This window comes from Duganella sp. CT11-25 (assembly GCF_047302815.1).
Classification (GTDB): Bacteria; Pseudomonadota; Gammaproteobacteria; order Burkholderiales; family Burkholderiaceae_D; genus Rugamonas.
The window spans coordinates 1,103,193-1,127,831 of the sequence record NZ_JBKBFD010000001.1 but is presented as its reverse complement, the minus strand read 5'-3'; the positions used below and the strand labels follow the sequence as shown (position 1 = coordinate 1,127,831).

16 protein-coding genes are annotated in these 24,639 nt (G+C 65.3%); 14 read left to right on the top strand and 2 right to left on the bottom strand.

From position 1 onward, the window contains the following. The first annotated feature begins 187 nt into the window (after positions 1-187). The 9 genes from ACEN9F_RS04415 to ACEN9F_RS04375 all read left to right on the top strand — a co-directional run bounded on the left by ACEN9F_RS04415 (position 188) and on the right by ACEN9F_RS04375 (position 15,881). Entirely contained in the window at positions 188-559 is a 372-nt protein-coding gene (locus ACEN9F_RS04415) for a copper resistance protein CopC (protein WP_413418213.1), read from the top strand. Next, positions 560-1,459, top strand: a complete 900-nt coding sequence (locus ACEN9F_RS04410) for a CopD family protein (protein ID WP_413418211.1) — start codon at positions 560-562, stop codon at positions 1,457-1,459. A gap of 235 nt (positions 1,460-1,694) precedes the next feature. Next, entirely contained in the window at positions 1,695-4,298 is a 2,604-nt protein-coding gene (locus tag ACEN9F_RS04405) for a glycoside hydrolase family 3 C-terminal domain-containing protein (protein WP_413426965.1), read from the top strand. Positions 4,299-4,316: 18 nt separating this feature from the next. After that, the gene (locus ACEN9F_RS04400; protein WP_413418209.1) at positions 4,317-5,237 is read left to right on the top strand and encodes an alpha/beta hydrolase; all 921 of its coding nucleotides are present in this window, start codon (positions 4,317-4,319) and stop codon (positions 5,235-5,237) included. Between the two features lie 16 nt (positions 5,238-5,253). Further along, positions 5,254-7,734 (top strand): glycosyl hydrolase family 95 catalytic domain-containing protein, encoded by a 2,481-nt coding sequence (locus ACEN9F_RS04395; protein WP_413418207.1) that lies wholly within the window; start codon positions 5,254-5,256, stop codon positions 7,732-7,734. A 123-nt stretch (positions 7,735-7,857) separates the two neighbouring features. Continuing rightward, positions 7,858-10,818: a TonB-dependent receptor plug domain-containing protein gene (locus tag ACEN9F_RS04390; protein WP_413418205.1), complete on the top strand. Its 2,961-nt coding sequence runs from the start codon at positions 7,858-7,860 to the stop codon at positions 10,816-10,818. 13 nt (positions 10,819-10,831) lie between these two features. Continuing rightward, entirely contained in the window at positions 10,832-12,139 is a 1,308-nt protein-coding gene (locus ACEN9F_RS04385; RefSeq protein WP_413418203.1) for a gluconate:H+ symporter, read from the top strand. Between the two features lie 31 nt (positions 12,140-12,170). Beyond that, positions 12,171-15,209 carry a glycosyl hydrolase family 28-related protein gene (locus ACEN9F_RS04380; RefSeq protein WP_413418201.1) on the top strand — a complete coding sequence of 1,013 codons (3,039 nt, stop codon included), beginning with the start codon at positions 12,171-12,173 and terminating at the stop codon, positions 15,207-15,209. A 138-nt stretch (positions 15,210-15,347) separates the two neighbouring features. Beyond that, complete coding sequence (locus ACEN9F_RS04375; RefSeq protein WP_413418199.1) at positions 15,348-15,881, top strand: glycine zipper 2TM domain-containing protein; 534 nt, start codon at positions 15,348-15,350, stop codon at positions 15,879-15,881. Positions 15,882-15,984: 103 nt separating this feature from the next. On the opposite strand, the gene ACEN9F_RS04370 is transcribed toward ACEN9F_RS04375, so the two are convergent. Beyond that, positions 15,985-16,380, bottom strand: a complete 396-nt coding sequence (locus tag ACEN9F_RS04370) for a RidA family protein (protein ID WP_413418197.1) — start codon at positions 16,378-16,380, stop codon at positions 15,985-15,987. A gap of 85 nt (positions 16,381-16,465) precedes the next feature. On the opposite strand from ACEN9F_RS04370, the gene ACEN9F_RS04365 reads away from it, so the two are divergent. After that, positions 16,466-16,966: a RidA family protein gene (locus tag ACEN9F_RS04365; RefSeq protein WP_413418195.1), complete on the top strand. Its 501-nt coding sequence runs from the start codon at positions 16,466-16,468 to the stop codon at positions 16,964-16,966. Here ACEN9F_RS04365 and ACEN9F_RS04360 read toward each other — a convergent pair. Then, on the bottom strand, positions 16,951-17,811 hold the full coding sequence (locus tag ACEN9F_RS04360) for a helix-turn-helix domain-containing protein (protein WP_413418194.1): 861 nt from the start codon (positions 17,809-17,811) through the stop codon (positions 16,951-16,953). The two genes, ACEN9F_RS04365 and ACEN9F_RS04360, sit on opposite strands and share 16 nt — an antisense overlap. A gap of 506 nt (positions 17,812-18,317) precedes the next feature. On the opposite strand from ACEN9F_RS04360, the gene ACEN9F_RS04355 reads away from it, so the two are divergent. From ACEN9F_RS04355 to ACEN9F_RS04340, 4 genes are all read left to right on the top strand, one after another. Then, entirely contained in the window at positions 18,318-19,028 is a 711-nt protein-coding gene (locus ACEN9F_RS04355; protein ID WP_413418192.1) for a response regulator, read from the top strand. Positions 19,029-19,101: 73 nt separating this feature from the next. After that, a complete protein-coding gene (locus tag ACEN9F_RS04350; RefSeq protein WP_413418190.1) occupies positions 19,102-22,191 on the top strand; it encodes a two-component regulator propeller domain-containing protein in 3,090 nt (1,029 codons plus the stop codon). Between the two features lie 176 nt (positions 22,192-22,367). Further along, entirely contained in the window at positions 22,368-23,531 is a 1,164-nt protein-coding gene (locus tag ACEN9F_RS04345) for a DUF5009 domain-containing protein (protein ID WP_413418188.1), read from the top strand. Between the two features lies 1 nt (position 23,532). Continuing rightward, positions 23,533-24,636, top strand: a complete 1,104-nt coding sequence (locus ACEN9F_RS04340) for an acyltransferase family protein (protein ID WP_413418186.1) — start codon at positions 23,533-23,535, stop codon at positions 24,634-24,636. Positions 24,637-24,639 lie beyond the last annotated feature (3 nt).

Genomic DNA, 24,639 nt, shown 5'->3' with positions numbered 1-24,639 from the left:
CGCCATCGTGCCTGCTGCCACGCGGAGGGCTTGCGGGCGAGGGCGAAGGGGCATCTCCCTTAAATAGGCCGCAAGTTTCGGATGCGGCGTGCCGTCAGATTGGCAAGAAAGCGCTTGACCTTCCAACGGGGGAAGGCTGTAGAGTGGTGGCCGTCCGCTGTTCATCCATATTAAAAAAGGAATCATCATGCAACGACTGCACGCCTTGGCAATGAGCGCCGTATTGAGTATCGCCACGCTGGCCGCGCCGCTGGCCATGGCGCATGCGACGATCCAGGCGTCCGAGCCGGCCGCCAATGCCGAGCTGGCGAAAGCGCCCGCCGCGATCGCCTTGACTTTCAACGAGGCTCTCGAACCGTCGTTCAGCACCATCGTGCTGCAGGATGCGACCGGCAAGGCGGTGCCCAACGTCGGCAAGGCCGCCGTCGATGCGAGCGACAAGCGTTTGCTGAAGCTGGACCTGCCCGTGCTGAAGTCGGGCGGTTATATCGTGCGCTGGGTGGCGATCGGCCCGGACGGCCACCGCCGCGTCGGCCAGTACAATTTTGCGGTGAAGTGATTGATCTCGGCGGCCTTGCTGCAGGGGGCGAGCGCGCTGCTGCTCAATCTGGCGCTGGCATGGCTGCTGGCGGGCGGGCTGGCGGTGCGTTGGCTGCGCGACACCGGCCAGCCATGGTCGGCGGCGGCGCAGGCGCAGTTGCGTAAATCGATGCCGGCTGCGGCGCTGCTTGGCCTGCTGGCCTACGGCGGCTCCCTGTGGGCCGCCGCCGCCGCGATGGCGGACGTGCCGCTGGACGAGGCCGGCGAGGCGTTATCGATGCTGCTGTCGAGCAGCAGCTATGGCCGGATCGGCACGGCGGGTTGCCTGGCGCTGTTGTTGACCGTCGCCTTGCACGGTGTTGGACGCCGGTTGCCGGGCCGCGACTGGATCGCATTGGCGCTGCTGGCGGCGTGTGCGTTCAGCCGCGCGGCCAACAGCCACGCCGCCGAGCACGGCATGCTCAGTCTCGGCGTGCTGGTCGAATGGCTGCACCTGCTGCTGATTTGCGTGTGGGTGGGGGCGGTGTTCGCGGCGGGCTGGCTGATACTGCCGCTGGCCGCGAGGCAGGCCGGCGCCGCGTCCGCGCGCTACCTTGGATCGCTGTCGGATGCGGCCACGCTGGCGCTGGTCGGGATCGGCGCCAGCGGCCTGTATAACGCCTGGCGCGTGTTCGGCGCCTGGGACAAGGTGGGAGCCGGCACCTATGAGACGACCCTGGCGGTCAAGTTGCTATTGGTCTTGCTGGCCGTGGCGCTGGGCGGCCACAATAAATTCTTCGGATTCCCGGCAGCCATCGCCGCCCGCGCCGGCGCGCTGCCCCGGGTTACCTTTTTGCTGCAGGTCGAATCGTTGCTGCTGGCCGGCGCCATGCTGGCAGCGGTGATGCTGGCTGGGCTACCGCCGCCGGCCAGCATCTAGGATCACTTGTTGGCGTCACGGCTCCTGCATTTCAAATCCCGTTGGCGTTGATATCGGTTTTGGTATCGGTTCCGATAAAAAAGTTATTGGCTAGTTACTAACTTAAAGATTACCTTTTAGAAGTTGGTGAAAAAATGTTATCGCAAACATTTTTAGCCTGTCTAACATTGGGACTAACATGGACAATAATAAGGCCGCTACAGCCGGCCATGCAGGAGACAAAAACAGCGGAGTGATGCGGGCTGCCGCGCGCGCACTCATCCTGATGCTTGCCATGCCGCTTGGCGCCCGGGGCGCGGATGCGCAGGCCGAGGCCACGGCGCGCGCGCGCAGTCTGGTGACGCAGATGACGCTGGACGAGAAGATCGATCAGCTGCTGAATGTGGCGCCAGCCGTGCCGCGTCTGGGCATCCCCGCCTACAACTGGTGGACCGAGTCGCTGCACGGCGCGCTGGGGCCGCTGCCGACCACCAATTTCCCGGAACCGATCGGCCTCGCCGCCAGTTTCGATGCCCCGTTGCTGCAACAGGTCGCCTCGGCGATCAGTGTCGAAGTCCGCGCGCTGCATACGCTGGGGCGCGAAACCGGTCACTTGGGACGCATCGGCACCGGCCTGGATACCTGGTCGCCCAACATCAACATCTTTCGCGATCCACGCTGGGGGCGCGGCCAGGAAACCTATGGCGAAGACCCGCATCTGACGGCGGCCCTGGGTGTCGCTTTCATCCGCGGCATTCAGGGACCGAGCCCCGATTTGCCGGACGTGGTCGCCACGCCCAAGCATTTCGCCGTGCACAGCGGCCCGGAATCGACGCGGCATATGGCGGATGTCTTCGTCTCGGCGCATGACCTGGAAGACACCTATCTGCCGGCGTTCCGTGCCGCCATCGTCGATGCGAAAGCCGGCTCCATCATGTGTGCCTACAACCGCATCAACGGCCAGCCGGCCTGCGGTAGCGATGTGCTGATGAAGCAGCATCTGCGCGGCGCCTGGGGCTTTCAAGGTTATGTGGTGTCCGATTGCGATGCGGTGACCGATATCTCGGAGCAGCACAAATATGCCCCCGACCCGGCCGCCGCCGTGGCGGTGGCGCTGAAGGCCGGCACGGACAACGAGTGCAACACCAAGACGCTGGGCGACACGCCGGGACTGGGCGCACGCTATCGCGAGGCCTGGCAGCGCGGCCTGATCAACATGGGCGATATCGACCAGGCCCTGGTCCGCTTGTTCTCGGCGCGCTACCGTACCGGCGACATGGCCGGCTTGCCGCAGCGCGACACCAAGGCTGTGCCGGTCACTGCCATCGGCACGCCCGCGCATCAGGCGCTGGCGCTGCAAGCCGCGACCCAGAGCATGGTGCTGCTGAAGAACGACGGTGTGCTGCCCCTCAAGCCCGGCCTGAAGCTGGCCGTCATCGGTCCGCTGGCCGATGCCACGCGTGTCCTGCGCGGCAATTATTCGTCGACCTTGTCGGCGCCGCCGGTGTCGGTGGTGGACGGCTTGCGCCGCGTATTGCCGAAGGCGCAGATCAAGCTGGTGCCCGCCGGCGCCTCCATCACGGATGGCGACCCGGTGCCGGCGACCGCGCTGCGCACGCCGGACGGCCAACCCGGCCTGCGTGTCGACTACTACAACCGCAACGGCGACCAGTACGACAGCAAGCCTGTCGTGACGCGCGTCGAGCCGGGGCTGGCCTCGCGCGGACTGGAATTCAAGACCGTCGCTGACCGGCATAAAGTTGTTTGGAGCGGCCACCTGCTGGCGCCAGAGACAGGCTTGTACCGCCTCGGGGTCAGCGGTGTCAAAGGCGCGCTGACCGTCGGCGGTCAGCGCGTGGTGGAGGCGACGACCTATTCGCAATGGGCCGAGCCGCTGCAACTGCGTGAGGTACGGCTGGAGAAGGGGCAGCGCTACCCGCTGCATTTCGAGGCGGAAAGCGGCAACACCGGCGTTCCCGGCCTGTTCTGGAAGCGGATCGCCGTCGATGCCGACGCCGAGCTGAAGCAAGGGACCGCGGATGCCGATGTCATCGTTGCCGTGGTCGGTCTGACGTCGGACCTGGAGGGCGAGGAGATGGCGCTGAAGGTCGATGGCTTCGCTGGCGGCGACAAGACCTCGCTTGATCTGCCGCTCGAGCAGCGCCAGTTGCTGGAACGCGCCAAGGCGCTGGGCAAGCCGCTGGTGGTGGTGCTGATGAACGGTAGCGCGCTGGATCTGTCCTGGGCTAAAGATCACGCGGCAGCCATCTTGGAAGCGTGGTATCCGGGCCAAGCGGGCGGCCAGGCGGTTGCTGATGTGTTGACCGGCCGCGCCGATCCGGGCGGCCGTTTGCCGCTGACTTTCTATCGCAGCCTGGCGGACCTGCCGCCTTTCGATGACTACAGCATGCAGGGCCGCACTTACCGCTATTACGCCGGCACGCCGGTATATCCGTTCGGTGCCGGCTTGAGCTACACCAGCTTCCGCTATACGCCGTTGCAGATCGCGCCGGTGGACGGCGCCGCTGAAAACGGCGTGGTTGTCACCACCGAAATCACCAACACCGGTGCGCGCGACGGCGAAGAGGTCGCCCAGCTCTATCTGACGCCGCCGGCGTTGGAAGGGGCGCCACGGCTGGCACTGCGCGGTTTCCAGCGGGTGGCGCTGAAAACCGGTGAGCGCCGCCGGATCAGTTTCCATCTGTCGCCGCGCGACCTGAGCTTTGTGACCCGCGACGGCGTCCGGCAGCTGACACCTGGACAGTACGGCCTGAGCGTCGGCTCGGGGCAGCCGGGCACCGGTGTGGCGGGGCAGCAGGCGGCACTGGTGTTGAACCGCGCCGTGGTGCTGGAACAATAATTAAAAAAAGGAGACAAGATGAAGAAAGCTGGCCTTGCCGCGCTTGCACTGGCGCTGGTGTGCATGCACGCCGGAACCGCCCTGGCGCAGAATGACAAGATGACGCCGATCGCCACGCCCGCGCAGCCAGGCGCGATCACGCTGAATACCGGCGCTCTTCCCGGCGCGACCGCGCCTGAAGCCTGGCACAGCCAATACAACAGCGTGTTCACCCGCAATGTCACGGTGGCCACGCTGACGCCATTCCTGCCGGCCGCCGGCAAGGCCAGCGGCGCGGCGGTGATCGTTGCGCCGGGCGGCGGCTTCCGCACGCTGTCGATGGAGAACGAAGGATGGCAGGTCGCCAGGGCGCTGGCCGATAAAGGCGTGGCGGCCTTCGTGCTGAAGTATCGCCTGAACCAGACTCCGCCGGACATGGCCGGTTTCGAGCACGCGATGGCGGAAATATTCTCGGCGACCGCCAAGCGGCCGCCGCTGCCGCAAGACCCTGCCACCGCCTATGCGCCGCAGATCGCCGACGCCCGCGCCGCCTTCGCCCTGGTGCGCGCGCGCGCCGGCGAATGGCATGTGGATCCCGGGCGCATCGGCATGCTGGGCTTTTCGGCCGGCGCCATGCTGACCATGTCGACCACGCTGTACGGCCAGGATGCCAAGCCTGCGTTCATCGGCAATATCTACGGCCCGTTGACGGCGGTCGCCGTGCCGGCCGATGCGCCGCCCTTGTTTGTCGCGCTGGCTGCGGATGATCCATTCTTCGCCCACTCTGGCTATGGCCTGATCGACAGCTGGCGCAGCGCCAGGCGGCCGGTGGAGTTCCATCTGTTCGAGCAGGGTGGTCACGGCTTCGGCATGTATCCGAAGACCACCAGCAGCACCGGCTGGTTCGACGGTTATGTGCGCTGGCTGGGCATGCACGGCTATCTGCAGCCGAAACGCTGACAATGGGGGTGATATCGTGACTTCATCCAGCTATGGCAAGCATGCGACGCCGGCCGGCGGCGTACAGCCGGGGCGGCGCCGCTTACTGGTATCGGCCGGCCTGGCGTCGGTATTTCCCGGCCTGGCCGGCGCCGCGCTGAGCGGGAGGGATGGCGCGGTCCGCGACCCGCTGGCGCTGTGGTATGAAGATCCGGCTGCGGCATGGGTCGAAGCGCTGCCGGTCGGGAACGGGCGGGTAGGGGCCATGGTGTTTGGCCGCGTTCGGCAGGAGCGCTTGCAGCTCAACGAAAGTACCTTGTTTGCAGGCGGTCCTTACGATCCGGTCAATCCCGAGGCGGCAGCGGCGTTGCCGCGTGTGCGCGCCTTGATTGCCGAGGGGCGCTACCGTGAAGCCACCGATCTTGTGTCCAGCGCGGTGATCGCCAGGCCGTCGTCGCAGATGCCCTATGGCGCTGCCGGCGACCTGCTGCTGGACTTTCACGGATTGGCCAGGCCGGCTAACTACCAGCGTTCGCTCCACCTCGACAGTGCCATCGCCGCGACCCGCTTCACCAGCAACGGCATACGCCATCGTCGTGAAGTGTTTGCGAGCGTGCCCGATGGGGTCGTGGTAATGCGGATAGTGGCGGAGGGCGGGCCGCTGGACTTCGACCTCAACTACCGGCATCCGCGCGACGTCAGCTATGGCGATCGCCGCGCCGCCGGCGTTGCCTGGGACGAGGTGGAGGCGCTTGACGGCGGGCGGCGTCCGGCCACGCTGACGTCGGGCGCCGATGGTCCCGGCGCGCTGCTGATCGAGGGCCGCAATGTCGCCTCGGCCGGCGTTCCCGCGGCGTTGCGTTACGCGCTGCGCGTGTGCGCCGTCGGCGATGGGCGCATCGATACCGAAGGCGACTGCCTGCGCGTGCGCGGCGCTTCCGCCGTAACCCTCGTCATCGCCGCGGCGACCAGCCATGTGAGCAGCACCGACGTCAGCGGCGACCCGGTGGCCCTGGTGCGTGCGGCCAGCGGCGCGGCGGCCGCGAAGCGCTATCCCGTGTTGCGTGCCGCGCACGTGGCTGCGCATCGCGCATGGTTTGGCCGCATGTCGATCCGTATTGGTAGCGCTAACTACGCCGCCGTGCCAACCGACAGCCGGATAGGCAACGCCGAACAGGCGGGAGCCGACGAGGTGGCCGCCATGGCCGCGCTGTACGTGCAATACGCGCGCTACCTGCTGTTGTCATGCTCGCGCCCGGGCGGACAGCCGGCCAATCTGCAGGGACTCTGGAACGAGGGGAACAATCCGCCCTGGGGCTCGAAGTACACCATCAACATCAACACGGAAATGAACTACTGGCCGGCGCAAGCGGCCAACCTGGCGGTGTGCGTCGAGCCGGTGTTGAACATGGTGGAAGAGCTGGCGCGCAGCGGCGCCGTCACCGCGCGCGCGATGTATGGCGCGCGTGGCTGGGTGGCCCATCACAACACCGATCTATGGCGTGCCAGCGCGCCGATCGACGGCCCCAACTGGGGTATGTGGCCGTGCGGCGGCGCCTGGCTGTGCCAGGTGTTGTGGGATCACTGGGACTATGGGCGCGATCCGGCGTGGCTGCGCCGCATCTACCCGCTGCTCAAGGGTGCGTCGCTGTTCTTCATCGATACGCTGGTCGACGACCCGCAAGGGCGCGGGCTGCTGACGTCGCCGTCGATTTCGCCGGAGAACGAACACCATCCGGGTATCGCGCTGTGCGCCGGCCCGGCCATGGACCGCCAGATCGTGCGCGACCTGCTGGCTTGGACATTGGCCGCCCACCGCGAACTACACGACCCGGACGACGCCTTGGCGCGCACGCTGGCCAGCACACGCGACCGCCTGGCGCCCGATCGCATCGGCGCGCAGGGGCAATTGCAGGAATGGCTGGAGGACTGGGATGCCGGCGCGCCGGAGCCGCAGCACCGCCACGTCTCCCATCTGTATGCGGTCTATCCAAGCGAGCAGATCAATGTACGCGACACGCCGGCGCTGGTCGCCGCCGCCAAGGTGACGCTGCGCGCCCGTGGCGACCGCTCGACCGGCTGGGCCACCGCCTGGCGCCTGGCGCTGTGGGCGCGCATGGGCGAGGGCGAGCGTGCGCTGGCCATCCTGCGCGGCTTGCTGGGGCCGGAACGTACCTATCCCAATATGTTCGACGCCCATCCACCGTTCCAGATCGACGGCAATTTCGGCGGCGCCGCCGGGATACTCGAGATGCTGGCGCAGTCCTGGGGCGGCGAGGTGCACCTGCTGCCGGCGCTGCCGCGCGCCTGGCGGGAGGGCGCCGTCCGCGGCCTGCGCCTGCGCGGCGCGGTCGAACTCGACCTCGACTGGAAAGCGGGGCGGCCGCACCGCGTGGTGTTGCGCGGGCGGCCGCACGCCGCCGTGCGTTTGCGGCACGCCGGACGCCGGGTTGACGTGTTTCTTGATGCGCAAGGCTATCTGTGGCTAAACGGCAACCTTGAAAACGCAATTCGGTGAGATCATTTGTTAACGCTAACATCGTCACGGAGGAATTCGACATAGAAAGAAGCGGTTCACACAGCACAGGCGCGCCAGCTCACAGCCGGATGACGCCGCCCATTAAAATAAAAGGAGATAACCATGCAGACACCATTTCAACGCACCATGATCAACCTTGCCGTGGCCAGTGCCTGCGGCATCCTGTCGATGCCCGGCTATGCCCAGCAAGTGCAGGCTGACGCGCCCGCCGCCGGCGCTGACGCGGTTAAACCGGCCCAGGCCACCCCGGCCGCGCCGGAAGCCGAAGAGGTGAAAACCGTGGTCGTGTCCGGTTCGCGCATCGCCGCGCGCGGCTTCTCGCAGCCGACACCCACCACGACCCTGTCCTCCGCCGACCTCGACAAGGCGGCCAAACCGAATATTTTCGAATCGCTGATCGAACTGCCGGCGCTGCAGGGCAGCACCGGCCGCACCACGAACACCTTCAGCACCTCCAGCGGCATCCAGGGCTTGTCTTCGCTGTCGCTGCGCGGCCTGGGCACGCTGCGCACGCTGACCCTGCTCGACGGCCAGCGCGTGGTCGGCGCCAACGTCACCGGCGTGACCGACGTCAGCCAGTTCCCGCAGTTGCTGGTCAAGCGCGTCGACGTGGTGACCGGCGGCGCCTCGGCGTCCTACGGTTCGGACGCGATCGGCGGCGTGGTCAACTTCATCACCGACAAGAAGTTCACCGGCTTCAAGGCCAACGTCGCGGGCGGCATGACCAAGTACCACGACGACAAGAGCGGCACGCTGCAGGCCGCGTGGGGCCAGGGCTTTGCGGACGACCGCCTGCACGTGACCGTCAGCGGCGAATTCACCAAGCAAAACGGCATCGATTCGCCGGGCTTCGGCCAAGTGGGCGCGGGCGGCCGTACCTGGTATAACAATCCCGCCCTGCAGGAATCGACCAAGGACATGCAGGCCGCAGGCGCGCCGCGCTACAAGAGCATCGTCAACGCCCAGCACATCCAGTACGCGAAATATGGCCTGATCACCAACGGTCCGCTGAAAGGCACGGCGTTCGGCCCCGGCGGCACGCCCTACGCCTTCCAGTACGGCACGGATTGCGTCGGCAACTTCTGCATCGGCGGCGACCGTGACGGCAGCGTGGGCGCCGGCACCAACCTGGCGATGAACTTCAAGCGCCAGGTGGCGTACAGCCGCGTGTCCTGGGACCTCGACGCCGACAATGAAATCTATGTCACCGGCAACTGGGCGCAGGTCACCTCCGTGTTCTCGCCGAACCCGGGCGCGGCCAAGCAGGGCAACCTGTCCATCAAGTGCGACAACGCCTACCTGCCGGCCTCGGTCGCCGCCGGTTGTGTTTCCGGCTACCCGAGCGGCGTGATGTCGGTCGGCACCGCGAACGGCGAGTTCCCTTCCAACATCAATGTGCACCCGACCCGCACCCAGCGCCGCGTGGTGGTCGGCGCCGACGGCAAGTTCACGCTGTTCGGCAAGGAATGGTCGTACGACGCGTATGCCGAGCACGGCGAGAACACCACCGTGATCCAGGTGAAGGACATCACGCTCAATCCGCGCTACAACTTCGCCATCGACGCGGTCAAGGATGCCACCGGCCAGATCGTCTGCCGCAGCGCCGCCGCCCGCGCCGCCGGCTGCCAGCCGATCAACATCTTCGGCCAGGTCCCGATCAACATAGCGGGCTGGAATTACATCGCGCCGGTGAACGGGCCGATGCAACACACCGATTCGACGCAAAATGTTGTTAGCGCTAACATAAATGGTGAGCTGGCGCAAGGTTGGGCCGGCCCGATCTCGGTGGCGTTCGGCGCCGAATGGCGCCGCGAGGATTACTCGGTGTTCGGCGATCCTTATGGCGCCGGCGTGGCGGTCGAGTCGCCTTACAGCCCCAACTATCCGGCCGATCCGACCCTGTCCGTCACCGGCGACAACTGGTTCGCGGGCAATTACCACAACGGCAAGGGCGCGTTCAACGTGAAGGAAGCGTATGTCGAGTTCAACATTCCGTTCCTGAAGTCGGCCACCTTCGGCGAAGCCAACCTGAACATCGCCGACCGCGAGGAAAAATACAGCACGGCCGGCAAGGCCCGCGCGTGGAAGCTCGGCGCCACCTGGCAGACCCCGATCGACGGCCTGCGCCTGCGCGCGGTGAGCTCGGCCGACGTGCGCGCGCCGAACCTGTCCGAGTTGTTCGCGGCGATGACGGTCACCAACCAGGCGGTCAACAACAACCAGGGTTCGTCGATCCAGATCCAGCAGCGCAACGTCGGCAACCCGGCGCTGAAGCCGGAAGAGGCGCGCAACAATTCCTTCGGCCTGGTGCTGAGCCAGCCGAGCTGGGCGCGCAACTTCAACTTCTCGGTCGACTACTACGACATCAAGGTCCAGAACGTGATCAGCTCGCTGAATCCGCAGCAGGAAGTCGACCTGTGCTACGGCGGCAACCAGCAAGTCTGCTCCGCCGTATCGATCAACGGGCCGGCGGGCACGAACTATGTGCTGGCGCAGAGCTTCAACTTCGCCTCGCTGCATACGCGTGGCATCGACTTCGAGATGGCCTACCGCAAGAACATGAGCGACTACGGCTTGCCGGGCACCGTGACCCTGCGCGGCCTGGCGTCGCGGATGATCCACTCGATCTCCGATCCGGGCGTGCCGGGCACGACGCCGATCGAAGGCGCGGGCGCGATGACGGGCGCCACCCCGAAGTGGAAAGCCCTGGTGTCGCAGTCGTGGGACGGGCTGCTGGGCGGCAAGCTCGGTCTTAGCCTGACCGAACGCTGGATCGGCGCCGGCGTGTTCAACAATGAATACATCGAGTGCCAGACCAATTGCCCGCTGCCGACCGCGGCGCATCCGACCATTTTCGACAACCACATGCCGGGCGCCGTGTATTTCGACCTCGGCGGCAATTACAGCGTTTCGAAACAGGTGACGGCTTACTTCAAGGTCGACAACCTGGCCGACCGCGCCCCGGTGCTGGTGCCGCAAACCAACTTGAGCCTCGCCCTCAATCCTGCGGTCTATGACTCGGTCGGCCGTACCTACCGCGTCGGCGTGCGCATGAACTTCTAAGGGAGCGCCAGCCGTGTGGAGTCTATTTTCCGTACTGCTGGCGGTCGGCCTGCTGACCATCATGATCGCCTGGGGCAAGGTTCAACCGCTCCTGGCGTTCGTGGTGGCAGCCATGGTCGCCGCCCTGATGCTGGGCATGCCGCTGGCGAAAATCCCCGGCGCCGTCGAGAAGGGCATCGGTGATCTGCTCGGCTCGCTGGTGGTGGTCATCTGCGTCGGCGCCGTGTTCGGCAAGCTGATCGCCGACAGCGGCGCCGCGCGGCGCATCGCCATCAGCCTGATCGATGCGATGGGCCCGAACCGGATGCCGGTGGCCATGACCGTCACCGGCTTCGTGGTGGGCCTGCCCTTGTACTACAACGTCGGCTTCGTGCTGATGATCCCGCTGATCTTCTCGCTGGTGTACCAGTCGGGCCGGCCGGCGGTGGCGCTCGGCATGCCTTTGCTGGCCGGCCTGTCGATCGCGCACGGCTTCCTGCCGCCGCACCCGTCGCCCACCGCGCTGGTGGCGGCGGTGCATGCGGACATGGGCAAGACGCTGCTGTACGGCATGCTGGTGGCGATCCCGACGCTGATCATCGCCGGCCCGATCTTCGCCATGACGCTGAAGAACATCCGCGCCCAGCCGGCCGCCATCTTCCGCAGCGAACCGAAGCCCGACCACGAGCTGCCGGGGACCTTCGCCAGCTTCTTCACGGCGCTGCTGCCGGTGGCGTTGCTGGGGGCGCTGACCCTGACCACCTTGCTGCGCCCCGAACTGGCGCAGCCGCTGGCGTTCTTCTCCAATCCCATGGTGGTGATGCTGGCGTCGTATGCGGTGGCGATCTACACGCTGGGCATCAACCGTGGCCAGACGCTGCCGCAGGTGATGGCTTCGGCCCAGGAGGCGCTGCGCGAGATCGCCCCGATCCTGCTGATCATCGCCGGCGCGGGCGGCCTGAAGCAAGTGATGACCGAGTCCGGCGTCAGCGCCCAGCTCGGCGCGCAACTGGCCAGCCTGCCGGTGCCGCCGCTGCTGCTGGGCTGGGCGGTGGCGACGCTGATCCGCGTCTGCCTCGGCTCGGCCACGGTTGCCGGCGTGACAGCGGCCGGCGTGGTCGGGCCGCTGGTGGAATCGTCGGGCGTGAATCCGAACCTGATGGTGCTGGCCGTCGGCGCCGGCAGCCTGATGTTCAGCCACGTGAACGATTCCGCCTTCTGGATGTTCAAGGAATATTTCGGCCTGTCGCTGAAGGACACCTTCCGCTCATGGACCATGATGGAAACCCTGGTCGGCAGCTTCGGCATCGTTTTCGTGCTGCTGTTGTCGCTGTTCGTCTAGGCGGCCATTACAAAGAATTATGGAGACTGTATTGAATAAACTATTTACCAGATTACCCTGGCTGGCGCTAGCCATGCTGGGCGCGCACGCGGCTGTGGTCCAGGCCGCCGCGCCGCCATCCATCTCCGCCTACCAGAGCATGCCGGACGACCCGCGCGCCGTGATCGTGCGCGCCAAGGGCGACGGCGTCGCCGACGACAGCGACGCGCTGCAACAGGCGATCGACGCCGCCGCCAACAAAGGCGCGGGCGGCGTGGTGTTCCTGCCGTCGGGCCGCTACCGCATCAGCCGCAGCATGCTGATTCCGATCGCGGTGCGCGTCTACGGCGTCGGCAAGAGCCGGCCCGTGCTGGTGCTGGGCGCGAACACGCCCGGCTTCCAGAAGGGCGTGGCCAACATGGTGATCTTCACCGGCACCGACACCTACAATATCGGCGCGGTGGCGATGCCGGTGCCGAGCGCGGTGCCGTTCAGCACGGAGCCGGGCAAAGCCGTGCGGGACGCCAACTCCTCGACCTTCTATTCGGTGCTGTCGAACGTCGACTTCGAGGTCGGCGAAGGCAATCCCGCGGCCAGCGGCGTGCGCATGCATACGGCCCAGCACTCGAACCTGTCGCACATCGACTTCCACATGGGTTCGGGCCTGGCCGGCGTCTACCAGGTCGGCAATATCGCCTACAACCTGCGCTTCTATGGCGGCCGCTACGGCATCCTGGCCGAGAAGACTTCGCCGGCCTGGCAGTTCACCTTGCTGGACTCGACTTTCGACGGCCAGCGCGACGCCGCCATCCGCGAACACGAAGCCGGCCTCACGCTGGCCAACACCGAGATCCGCAACACGCCGGTCGGTATCGAGATCGACCGTGGCTACGGCGACTGGCTGTGGGGCCATGACGTGCGCTTCGAGAACGTGTCCAAGGCGGCCGTCGTCATCAGCAACGAGAACAATGCCTACACCCAGGTCGGCTTCGAGCGCGTCAGTGCGCGCAACGTGCCGGTGTTCGCGCGCTTCCGCGACAGCGGCAAGCAACTCGAAGGGAAGGGGCGCGACTACCAGGTCGCCGAATTCAACCATGGCCTGAAGCTGCCGGGCCTGGGCGAACCCGGCCACTTCGACACCAACTACCGCGCCGACGCGGTGGCGGCCGCCAGCGCCGCCAAAAGCGGTACCGCCCGGGTGCTGCGCGCGCTGCCGCCGACCGCCGACTGGGCCAGCGTGCGCGGCTTCGGCGCCAAGGGCGACGGCGTCACCGACGACACGGCCGCGATCCAGAAGGCGATCGACAGCCGCCGCGTGGTCTACCTGCCGCTGGGCTTGTATGCGGTCAACGACACCATCCGCCTGAAGCCGGATACGGTGCTGATCGCCCTGCATCCGGGCCTGACCCGGCTGGTGCTGCCGAACGGTTCGCCGCTGTACCAGGGGACGGACACGCCCAAGGCCCTGCTTGAGAGCGCGCGCGGCGGCGACGCCATCGTGACCGGGCTCGGCCTGGCCACCGGCGAAGTCAATCCGCGCGCGGTGGCGCTGCTGTGGCGCGCCGGCGAGCACTCGCTGGTGGACGACATCCGCATCCAGTGGGGCTATGGTTCGGTTACCGATCCGTACAAGAAGAACGAGCGGTTCGACACCTCGGCCTGGTGGGATCGCCAGTACCCGAGCATCTGGGTGACGGACGGCGGCGGCGGCACCTTCACCGGCGTCTGGTCGCCGGCCGGCCACGCGCAGGCGGGCTTCCACGTGACCAACACCACGACGCCGGGCCGCGTGTACGAACTGTCGGCCGAACACCACATCCGCAACGAGATCGTGCTGGACGGCGTCGAGAACTGGGCGTTCTACGCGCCGCAGACCGAGGAAGAGGTGCGCGACGGCGCCGACTCGGTGTCGGTCGACATCCGCAACTCGAAGAACATCTTGCTGGCCAACTATCACGCCTACCGCGTGACGCGTTCGATGAAGCCGGCGCCCACGGCCGTCAAGCTCACCAATTCGAGCGACATCCGTTTCCGCAACGTCGCCGTCAACGGCGAAAGCGGCTTCCCCACCTGCGACGAGCAGGGCTGCATCGCCGATGTGCGCGCGTCCAAGTACCCGTACGAGAACGCCATCACGGATGTGACCAACCGGCTGGAAGTGCGCGAGCGCATGTTCTCGGTGCTCGACTACAGCGGCAAGCAGGGCAGCGTGCCCGCAGCGCCGGCGGCGGCGAAAGTGGACAAGCTGGAAGACGGCTTCTACTCGATCGCCGGCGCCGCCGTGGACTCGAAGGGCAGGCTGTACTTCATCGACCGCCACTTCCAGCGCATCTTCAGCTATGCGCTGGGCGAGGGCTTGAAGACGGTGAGCGACTTCCCGCTGGATCCGGTCAACCTGGCGGTGGACGGCAGCGACAACCTGATGGTGCTGTCCTCCAGCGGCAAGCGGGGCACCGTGTACGCGCTCAAGCCGGGCGTGCCGGGCGCGCCTATCTCGGTCATCCAACCGACGCCGCTGGCGGCGCACGCCAGTGCCCGCATCGCGCTGCCGGTGAACTACTGGTCCAACGGCGAATTCCAGGACCAGCTGAACCTCGATACCTACGAGTTCACCACGCTGGCGGAAATGTTCGCGCGCGACGCGGCGACGCCGAAGACGCACGAATACGTGTCGCCCGATGGCAGCCTGGTGTTGCCGGCGTTCCGGGTCACCCGCCACGGCTCGCCCGACCACCTGGGTTACCGTTGGTCGGACACGCTCGACACCCATGGTTTCGTCTATGCGCGCCTCGGCCAGCGCGTGGTGTTCGCCAACAGTTCCCGCAACCTCACGTTCAGCGGCCTGGTGGGCGATGGCGGCGCGATCACCGACCTGAAGCAAGTGGCCGACCGTGGCGGCGAAAGCGCGGCGGTGGGACCGGACGGCAAGGTGTACGTGGCCAACGGCCAGGTCTTCGTCTATGGCGCCGACGGCCGGCAGAGCGGCCGGATCGATGTGCCCGCCCGTCCGCTGCAGCTGATCTTCGGCGGCCCCGACCGGCGCACGCTGTTCATCCTGACGCATCACGCGCTGTACTCGACCCGGATTTAAGGTGAGCGGGCAAACGAAGCAAGCTGCCTGCTCTTGTTACGTATGCTTACCCCGGCAACATCTTTCGTACATCCCGTTCGGTGAGTCAACCGTTATAGGCTTATCAGCGCGATGTCCGCGCCATACCGGAGAATGAAAATGGAAACTATCGTGAGCTCGAATCGCATCCACCCACTGATGGCCGCTGCCGCGGTTTCCCTGACCTTGGTCAGCCTGGTCGGCGCCGCAGCGATTGCCGGGCTTCTGCCTAAGTCCCAGGGTGCTGCCGTAGCGAATCCGGCCGCAGAAATAGCGAGTAGCGGAAACACCCCATTGGCGCAACAGTCGGCACCGGTGCCCGTAGTGCGGGAGGTTGTTCGATACAAAACGGTCGTTCACCATGAATATCCTCGTCATAGCCAGACCGCTTCCGATGGTGACCGCGCCCGGTTGACCCAAGCTGAGCAAACCCGTGACTACCGACCAGCCCCCTCGTATCAGCAGCCAGCTCCTGTTGCCCAGAACAGTCCGCTCGGCATAGGCATTGGTGCTCTGGTAGGCGGCTTGGTGGGTAGCCGTGTTGGTGGTGGTAACGGCCGTACCTTGGCAGCAATCGCCGGTGCCGTTGGTGGCGGCTACGTAGGCAACGAAATCGCGAAGCATCAGCAGCCGGTTGGCCAGCAACAACGCTAGTCCGACCGTTACGACTTCGTGGCCGGTGCCACGGCGTGCGCCGAAAAAGAGCCGAGGGTGTGTTCGCCGCCAGCGGCTGAAATCGTCATCGTGCCTGGCCTCCTTACCCGGGTTCGCGCACAGCGGCGATGGCTTCGATTTCGATGTGGGCTTCGGGCGTGTACAGGGCCGACACTTCCACGATCGTATCGGCTGGGTAGGGCGGCGAGAACCATTTGCGGCGCAGCTTGACGACGTTGGTGAAATTGTTCATCGAGGTCAGGAAGATGGTGACCTTGATGACATGTTCCAGGTCCGAGCCGCCGGCCTTCAGCGCCCGTTCCAGGTTCAGGAATGCCTGGTCGGCCTGGCTGTCGAAATCGCCATCGCCGACGATGCCGCCGTCGTCGCCCGCGCCGGCCTGGCCGGACACGTAGAGGAGGTCGCCCACCCTGATCGCCTGGGACAGCAGGAAAGGCGCGTAAGGATCGGGGATGGTATGAATTTGTTCAAGTTTCATGGGGGGCTCGCTGTGGGTGAAGACACATGGTAGCGGCCGCCGGCGTGGCCGATACGCATCAAACGCGGGCATTGCGCAGGTTTCGATGGCGGACCGCCACGATGTGGGCGCATCCTTCAAATCCGCGCAATCCCCGCGTTTCCCGCGCGTCGCGCGGGCGGTGGCGGCCTATGATGGGTTCTGTTTAACGCAACATGGGACACACCATATGAAGTTGGAAAAATTTACCGGCCGGTCCGCGGCGATGCGTGTCGGCGACATCGTCTACGTGTCGGGCCAGGCCGCCGTCGATGCTGACGGCAGCCTGGTCGGCGCCGACGATTTCGACGTGCAGGCCGGGCAGGCGTTCGCGAATGTGGAAAGGGTATTGCTGGCGAATGGGACGACGATGAATCGTGTCATCAAGGTGACGCTGTTCCTGACCTCGATGAACGACGCGCCGAAGATGCTGGCGCTGCGCCGCCAATGGTTCGCGCCGCCTTACCCGGCCGAATCGATGGTCGAAGTGAGTGCGCTCCACGTCCCCGGCGCGAAGATCGTCATCGACGTCGTCGCCGCGCGGGCGGGACCTCAGGCAGCCTTCTGAACATCCCTGGGCGTCACGCCCAGGATGCGGTTCATCCAGTGGGCCAAGTGGCTCTGATGGGCGAAGCCGACGTCGAGCGCCACCTGGCTCATGCTGAGCTTGCTATGCAGAAGCAGGGTGCGGGCGCGCTCGACGCGCCGCTGGACCACGTACCGGTGTGCCGGCACGCCCACAGTCTGGCGGAACAGCGCGCTGAAGTGGGGCACGCTCAGGCCGGCCACGCTGGCCAGCTCGGCCAGCGAGAGGCGCTTGTCCAGATTGCTTTCGATATAGTCGAGAACGCGCGCAGCCAGTACCGTTCCCAGCTTTTGTTGCTTGACGTCGGCGGGCGCCTCGCCGCCGACCAGGCGCACAACCATCGCCGTGCACAGGCTTTCCGCATACAGCGGATCAGAAGCGGCTTCCGCCTCGAGTTCGGCACGCAGCGCCCATGCCAGGTGCAGAAAACGCGGGTCGCGCAGCTGCAGCTGTGGGTGCAGCTGGCGCCGCCCTGCGGGACCGGACATCTGTTCCGTGGCGGTGCGCGCGAAGTCTTCGGTCATCCAGACGCCGAAAATAGTGCAGCCCGCATCGTCGTTCCAACGCCCATCGACGCCGGCAGGCACCACGTCGGCGTCGCCGTGCGCCTGGATGCGGACGCTGGGGCGTCCATCGCACGCGCAGTGCGCTTTGACCGCCGCGCCGACATGCACGGCGACGCGGTGATGCGGGCGTGCCGCTATCGCATGCTGCCCGGCGGAGACCTTGAACAACTCCGCGCCGAAGCCGTGCCACACCCGGCCTTCGCTGGAGCGCACCACAACGCGCGATGCAGTGTGAGGCGGCAGGGGAAGCGGCTGATGCATGGGGACCTCGTAAAGGAGCGGGAGCGGGGGCCTAGTATGGCTGAAATCCCGGTGATTGACCTGGCGCCTCGCCGCCGGACGGAAAAACGCCATCGTGGTCTCCCCACGCTGTTTTTTGTTAAGTTTTGTAAGACTTTCCCGAACGGGGGCTGTGACCCGTGCCGCAGCAGTGCTGGACGTCGTCACAGGGGGCCGTATCTCTGGTAAGGAAATGTAATCCCGTTGACGCCTTAAAATCATATTCTTCATGAAAATCAATTGCTTGCGAGCGGTTCGTCATGCCGGGAGGCTGCTGCTAGAATCAATTCGTGGGTATGGCCTGGTGGGTTCATACCCGACGGTTTGCGCGGTGCTGCAGCCCGCGCAACAGCGGAATCACATATTCCTCCCCTTGGTATTGTGGTTCTTTCTTTGCCGGTGCCCCGCCGGGCACCGGCTTTTTCTTTCCGCCGCCTTGTGGTTATACTAGGGCGCGATTTGAACTGAATTCATCGGACAGGAAGCGTATGCGCAAGATATTGATTGCGGAGGATGACCAGAAGGCCGGCGCTCTGCTGAAAACCTATCTGGAAAAACACCAGTACGAGGTCATCCTGGCACCGGACGGCCTTAGCTTCCAATCCGAATTCTCGCGCCTTGGCGACCAGTTGTCGCTGGTGATACTCGATGTGATGCTGCCTGATACGGACGGCTTTGTGCTGTGCAAAGAGGTGCGTCGCCGCTCCAACCTGCCGATCATCATGCTGACCGCCATCTCCGATGGCGCCGACCGCATCGTCGGCCTGGAACTGGGGGCGGACGATTACATCGCCAAACCCTATGACCCGCGCGAACTGCTGGCGCGTATCAAGGCGCTCCTGCGCCGCGCCGGCATCGACAACCAGAATGTGACGCGCTACTACCGTTTTGTCGGCTTCACGCTGGATCTGCTGGAGCGTACCGTCACAGACAGCGCAGGCGCGCTGGTTCCGCTCACCGGTCTTGATTACCAGTTGCTGAAGTACTTCGTTGAACACCCGGGCGATATCCTTGACCGCAGCGTGTTGTGCGAACAAACGCGCGGCCGCGACGCCGGTCCGCTCGACCGCTCGCTGGACGTCCAGATCAGCAAACTGCGTTTGCGCCTGAATGACGATGGCAAGCAGCCGTCGCTGATCAAGACCGTGCGCGGCGCAGGCTATGTGTTTTCGGCCGATGTCGCCGTTTCGCCGGCGTGAGCCGGCCGGCATGCTGCGTAAGGCCGTACTTGCATGCTGTTTGTGGCTGCTGCATTGCGTTGCGGCGGCGGCCGTGCCGCATACCCTCAACTTTGAGCAACTGAGCGTCAAGGACGGCCTGGCGCAGGAAACCGTCACCGCCATTGTGCAGGACCAGCAGGGCTACATGTGGTTCGGCAGCCAGCATGGTTTGAGCCGCTACGATGGTTATCGCGTCACTGTCTACCGTACCATTCCGAACGATCCGCGCAGCCTGGCAGACAACTGGGTGCAGGTGCTCCACGTCGACAAGAAGAACCGCCTATGGGTAGGCACGCGCGGCGGCCTGCAACGCTTTGATCCGGCGACCGGCGACTTCACGCGCTTTCCCGCCCCTGGCGACGGTCCCGAGCGGGTGGGGCGGCAGCAGGTACAGGCCATCATCAGCGATGGCTATGGACAGCTGTGGCTGGGCACCAGCGACGGCGTGCATCACTTCAATCCCGAATCGGGACGCTACAAGGTGCTGCGTCACGATCCGGCCGATCCGGCCAGCCTGGCCAATGACCAGGTCAATGCGCTGGCGCTGGATGCCGAGGGCGGGCTGTGGGTGGGCCTCAAGCAGGGGCTGGACCGTCTGGCCGCCGGCGCCACCCGCTTCCAGCACTTCCGCATCGACACGCCGGCCAAACCCAACGCTCCGCTCAACGAAGTGCAGCAACTGCGCATCGATCAACGCCAGGTCTTGTGGCTGGTGACCATGGATGGCCTGGTCAGCTGGCAGCTGGGCGTCCCCGGCATGCCGCGCCACGTGTTTGGCCCGGCCGATGGGCTTGCGCCGGGACTGGTGACGGCGCTGGTGCAGGACCGCGACAACACGCTGTGGCTGGGCACCAATACCAATGGCCTGCATCGCTGGGATGCGGGCCGGCGGCGTTTCGTCGCAATTCCAGCCGATCCGCACCAGAGTGCCGGCAACGAGGTCTCCAGCCTGTTTCAGGATCATAGCGGTACGTTGTGGGTCGGTACCTGGACCGCCGGCGTGCGCCGGGCCGACCTGGCCGGCGGTGGCTTCAGCCGCTATTTCCACATTCCCGGCGATCCGCACACCTTGCACGACAACCGCATCTATGGCCTCTGCGGCGACGGCAAGGGCGGACTGCTGTTGGCCGGCATCGGCGGCATTGACCGGCTCGACCCGGTCACCGGCAAAGTCACCCGATTGCGCGGCGACGCCCGGCTGGAGCGTCATATGCACAACAAGGAGATCGTGCTGGCCGTGTATCGCGACCTGCGCGGCGTCACATGGATCGGCAGCAGCGCCGAGCTGGGACGCTTCGATCCCGACCGCAGCACCTATGCGGCCCACAGTTTCAGCAACCCGGACCCCAACAGCGACTCGATCACCCACATCACCGGAGACCGCGCCGGCAATCTGTGGGTCGCCAGCCGCGGGGGCTTGCACCGCATCGACAACGCGGGAGGGCCGGACCGCAGCTATCGCCATGACGGGAGCGATCAGGCCAGCCTCAGTGACGACTGGGTGCGCATGACGGCGGAAGACGCCCACGGCGCCATCTGGGTCGCCACCGACAATGGATTGAATCTGCTGGCGGCGGACGGCCGTGGTTTCCGTCATTTCCATCATGACCGAACGGATCTCACGAGCCTCAGCAGCGATCGTGTGCAGTCGTTGTTCCTCGACCGCCAAGGCACGCTCTGGGTGGGAACCAATGGCGGTTTGAATCGCGTGACGCACGATGCCGACGGTACCATACGCTTCCGCCGCTACACCACGCGCGAAGGGCTGGCGGACGATTCGATCGGCGCCATCCTGCAGGCCGACGACGGCGCGCTCTGGGTCAGTACCGCCAACGGCATTTCGCGCATGGAGCCGGAGGCCGGCACCTTCAAAAACTACTCGGCACGCGACGGCATGATCGAGGGTTATTACTTTTCCGGCTCGGCCTACCGTGAGCGCGATGGCACCATGTATTTTGGCGGCGTCAATGGCCTGACCGTGTTTCATCCCGAGGCCATACGCGACAATCCTTATCCGCCGCCGGCCGTCGTCACTTCCATGCAGGCCGGCGGCAAGCCGCTGCCCATCGATGGCGCCGGCATGCGGCTGGGGCACGACGCCGCCGCGCTGACCTTTGAATTCGCGGCGCTGCATTACAGCGATCCGCAACGCAACCGTTTCCGCTACCGGCTGGCGGGGTATGACCATGACTGGACCGAGAGCGATGCCAGCAAGCGCATCGCCACCTACACCAACCTCGATCCCGGCGCCTACGAATTTCAGGTGCAGGCTGCGAACAAGGACGGCGTTTGGGGCCAGCCGTCGCCGCCACTGGCCTTCGAGATCGCACCGCCATACTGGCAGCGCTGGTGGTTCCGGCTGGCGGTGTTGCTGTCGGCGCTGATGCTGGTGTGGGGCGGTCACCGTACCCGCGAACGTATGCACGCGCGGCGGCGGCGCGAACTGGAGGTGCAAGTACGCACCCGCACCCAGGAACTGGAACAGGCGCAGACCCAGTTGCAGCGCTACGTGGCGGACCGTGAACGCTTGTTCCTCTCGATCTCGCATGATCTGCGCACGCCGATCACGCGCCTCAAACTGCGCTCCGAGCTGCTCAACAATGAAGCCGTGCGCCGGGAATTCCACGACGATCTGGATGATCTGGACATGATGGTCAAAGGCGCGCTGCAAACCGTGAAGGACAGCGACATCTATGAAAACACGACTCCTGTGCGGCTGGATGCGCTGATCGGCCGCATGCTGCGCAGCGCCCAGCTGGCCGGTCACCAGATCGGTTTCACGCCGGCCGGGCTGGTGGTGCAGGCCAAGCCGCTGGCGCTCAAGCGCGCGATCGGCAACCTGCTCGATAACGCGCTGTTCTACGGCGGCAGCGCCGATGTCGCCACCGAGGAGTACGAAGGTGTGGTGCATATCCAGATCCGCGATCGTGGACCTGGCGTACCGGTCGAGACGCTGGCGCAGTTGTTCGAACCGCACGTCCGGCTCGATCACGGCCGCGCCCAGAACGCGGCCGGCCTTGGACTGGGGCTGGGCATCGCACGCGGCATCATCGAAGAGAGTGGCGGCGAGCTGGTACTGCAAAACCATCCCGAAGGTGGCCTGGTCGCCACGATCATCCTGCCGGGCGCCACAAATTCGTAATGATTTGTGAGCTTGCGCCGGCCGGGCGCACCGGTTCTTGGGCGATGCAGACCACTTGTGTAAAGAAGCGTAAGCGGCCTAGCGTCGATTTTGTTGATTATTCAATGTAATCAATGGCTTGGCGTGTTAATGCGGCGACGTTGCGAGGCCGGACAGGCACATGCTAGTGTCTGTCCATGCTGATAAAAACTCTTCCTGTCTTACCTCGCCAGCGCATCATCGCCATCGACGCTCTGCGCGGCCTGACGTTCTTCGTCATGCTGTTCGTGAATTGCCTGTCCGGCGCCAACGGCATCCCTGGGGGCATCCAGCACATGGCCGCCAGCGTCGACGGCATGAGTCTGGCCGACGTGGTGTTCCCGGCGTTTCTGTTCGTGGTCGGCACCTCTATTCCATTCAGCCTGAATCACCGGCTGGCGGTGCCGGGTGGCATGCGCCAGACCTTGTGGCAGGTCGTCACGCGTGCATTTGGCCTGATCGTCATTGGCCTGTTCATGGTCAATACGGAGGAGGGCTACAACGAAACCGCGATGGGCATCTCGATCCAGCTGTGGGCCTTGTACTTTTACGCGGCAGCCTTGCTGGTATGGGGAACGCGCAGCAACCGCTTGCTGCGCTGGGCCGGCGCGGCGGCCATCGTGGTGCTGGCGCTGGTCTATCGCAGCGGCCCGGACGGACAGGGCTGGATGCAGACTTCCTGGTGGGGCATCCTGGGCTGCATAGGCTGGGCCTATCTCGCTTCCAGCCTGATTTACCTGGCCGGGCGCGGACGCCTGGTGGTGCTGGCGCCGGCGGTAGCCGCCTGCGTGCTGTGGTTCATGGCCAGCCAAGCGCTGGATGGCAACGAAGTGATCGCCATGCACGCGACGCATACCTCCGTCGTGTTGTGCGGCGCCTTATGCGTGCTGCTGTTCTTCGACGGTGCGCGCGGCGCCGACGGCGCACCACGGCTGGCGGCAGGCACGGTGCTGGCGTTGGTGCTGGCGCTGTCGGCATGGCTGCTGCATCACTTCTATCCAATCTCGAAAATCGGGGCGACGCCGCCGTGGGCACTGTATTGCGCGGCGCTGTGCAGCGGGCTGTTTGTACCGCTGTACTGGCTGATCGAAATGCGCCGGGTCACACGCTGGACCGCGCTGGTACAGCCGGCTGCGGCCAGTCCTCTGGTGACCTATCTGCTGCCGGTGGTGCTGGCCACGCTGATGCGCTATCTGCATCTGCACTGGTGGCCGGTGCTGATGCACGGCGGCGTTGCCATCGCCTTCGCCCTGCTGTTTTCCGCTGTTGTGGTGGCGCTAGTCGCCATCCTGACTACCTATAACGTTAAATTGAAACTCTGAGATGTCGAATTCTGCTTCCCAACGCTACCTGGCCCTGGACGTCTTTCGCGGCCTGACGCTGGCGTTGATGATTATTGTGAATACGCCCGGCGGCGAAATCAGCTATGCGCCACTGGAACACGCGGCCTGGCACGGCTTCACGCTGACCGATCTGGTGTTCCCATCGTTTTTGTTTGTGGTGGGTGCCGCCATGAGCCTGAGCATGGAGAAGTTCGCAGCCCATGATGAGGCATATTTCCTCAAGCGCGTGGTCAAGCGCGGCTTGCTGATTTTCCTGTGCGGCTATCTGCTGTACTGGTTTCCGTTCTTTGCGCCGGACTTCACGCTGGCGCCGTTCGCCAACACCCGGGTCATGGGCGTGCTGCAGCGCATCGGCCTGTGCTATCTGTTTGCCTCGCTGATTGTGCGCTACGGCGGCTTGCGCGGCGCGGCGATATTCAGCGCGATCGCCTTGCTGGGCTATTGGTGGATATTGGCCTCCTTTGGTGACTACACGTTGAGCGGCAACGCCGTCCTCAAGCTGGATCTGGCCGTGCTGGGCGCGCCGCATATGTACCAAGGCGAAGGCATCGCCTTTGATCCGGAGGGCATACTCAGCACGTTGCCATCCATCGTCAACGTACTGGCTGGTTACGGCGCGGCGGTGTGGTTGCGGCACAAAGGACCCAGCCAGCGTACGGTGGCTGCGCTGGCGGTGGCCGGCGCGGCTTGTCTGTTGCTGGCGTATGGCTGGGATGCGCTGCTGCCGATTAACAAGAAGCTGTGGACTGGTTCCTTCGTCGTCTGTACCGCAGGCTGGGACCTGATCATCCTCGCCGTCCTGGTTGGCGCGATCGATCTGGCCGGTCTGCGCACCGGCACCTACTTCTTCGAGGTGTTCGGCAAGAACACGCTGTTCATCTATCTGCTGGCCGACGTGGCGGTCATTGTGCTGGCCCGGGTACGTGTGGGCGGCGAGATGCTGTACCGCTGGCTGTATCAAGTACTGTTTCTGGCGTGGACGTCACCGTACAACGCTTCGCTGCTGTTTGCGGTGACGTACATGCTGGCCTGCTGGCTGGTGGCGTATGTCATGGACCGCCAAAAAATCTATATCAAACTCTGAGGA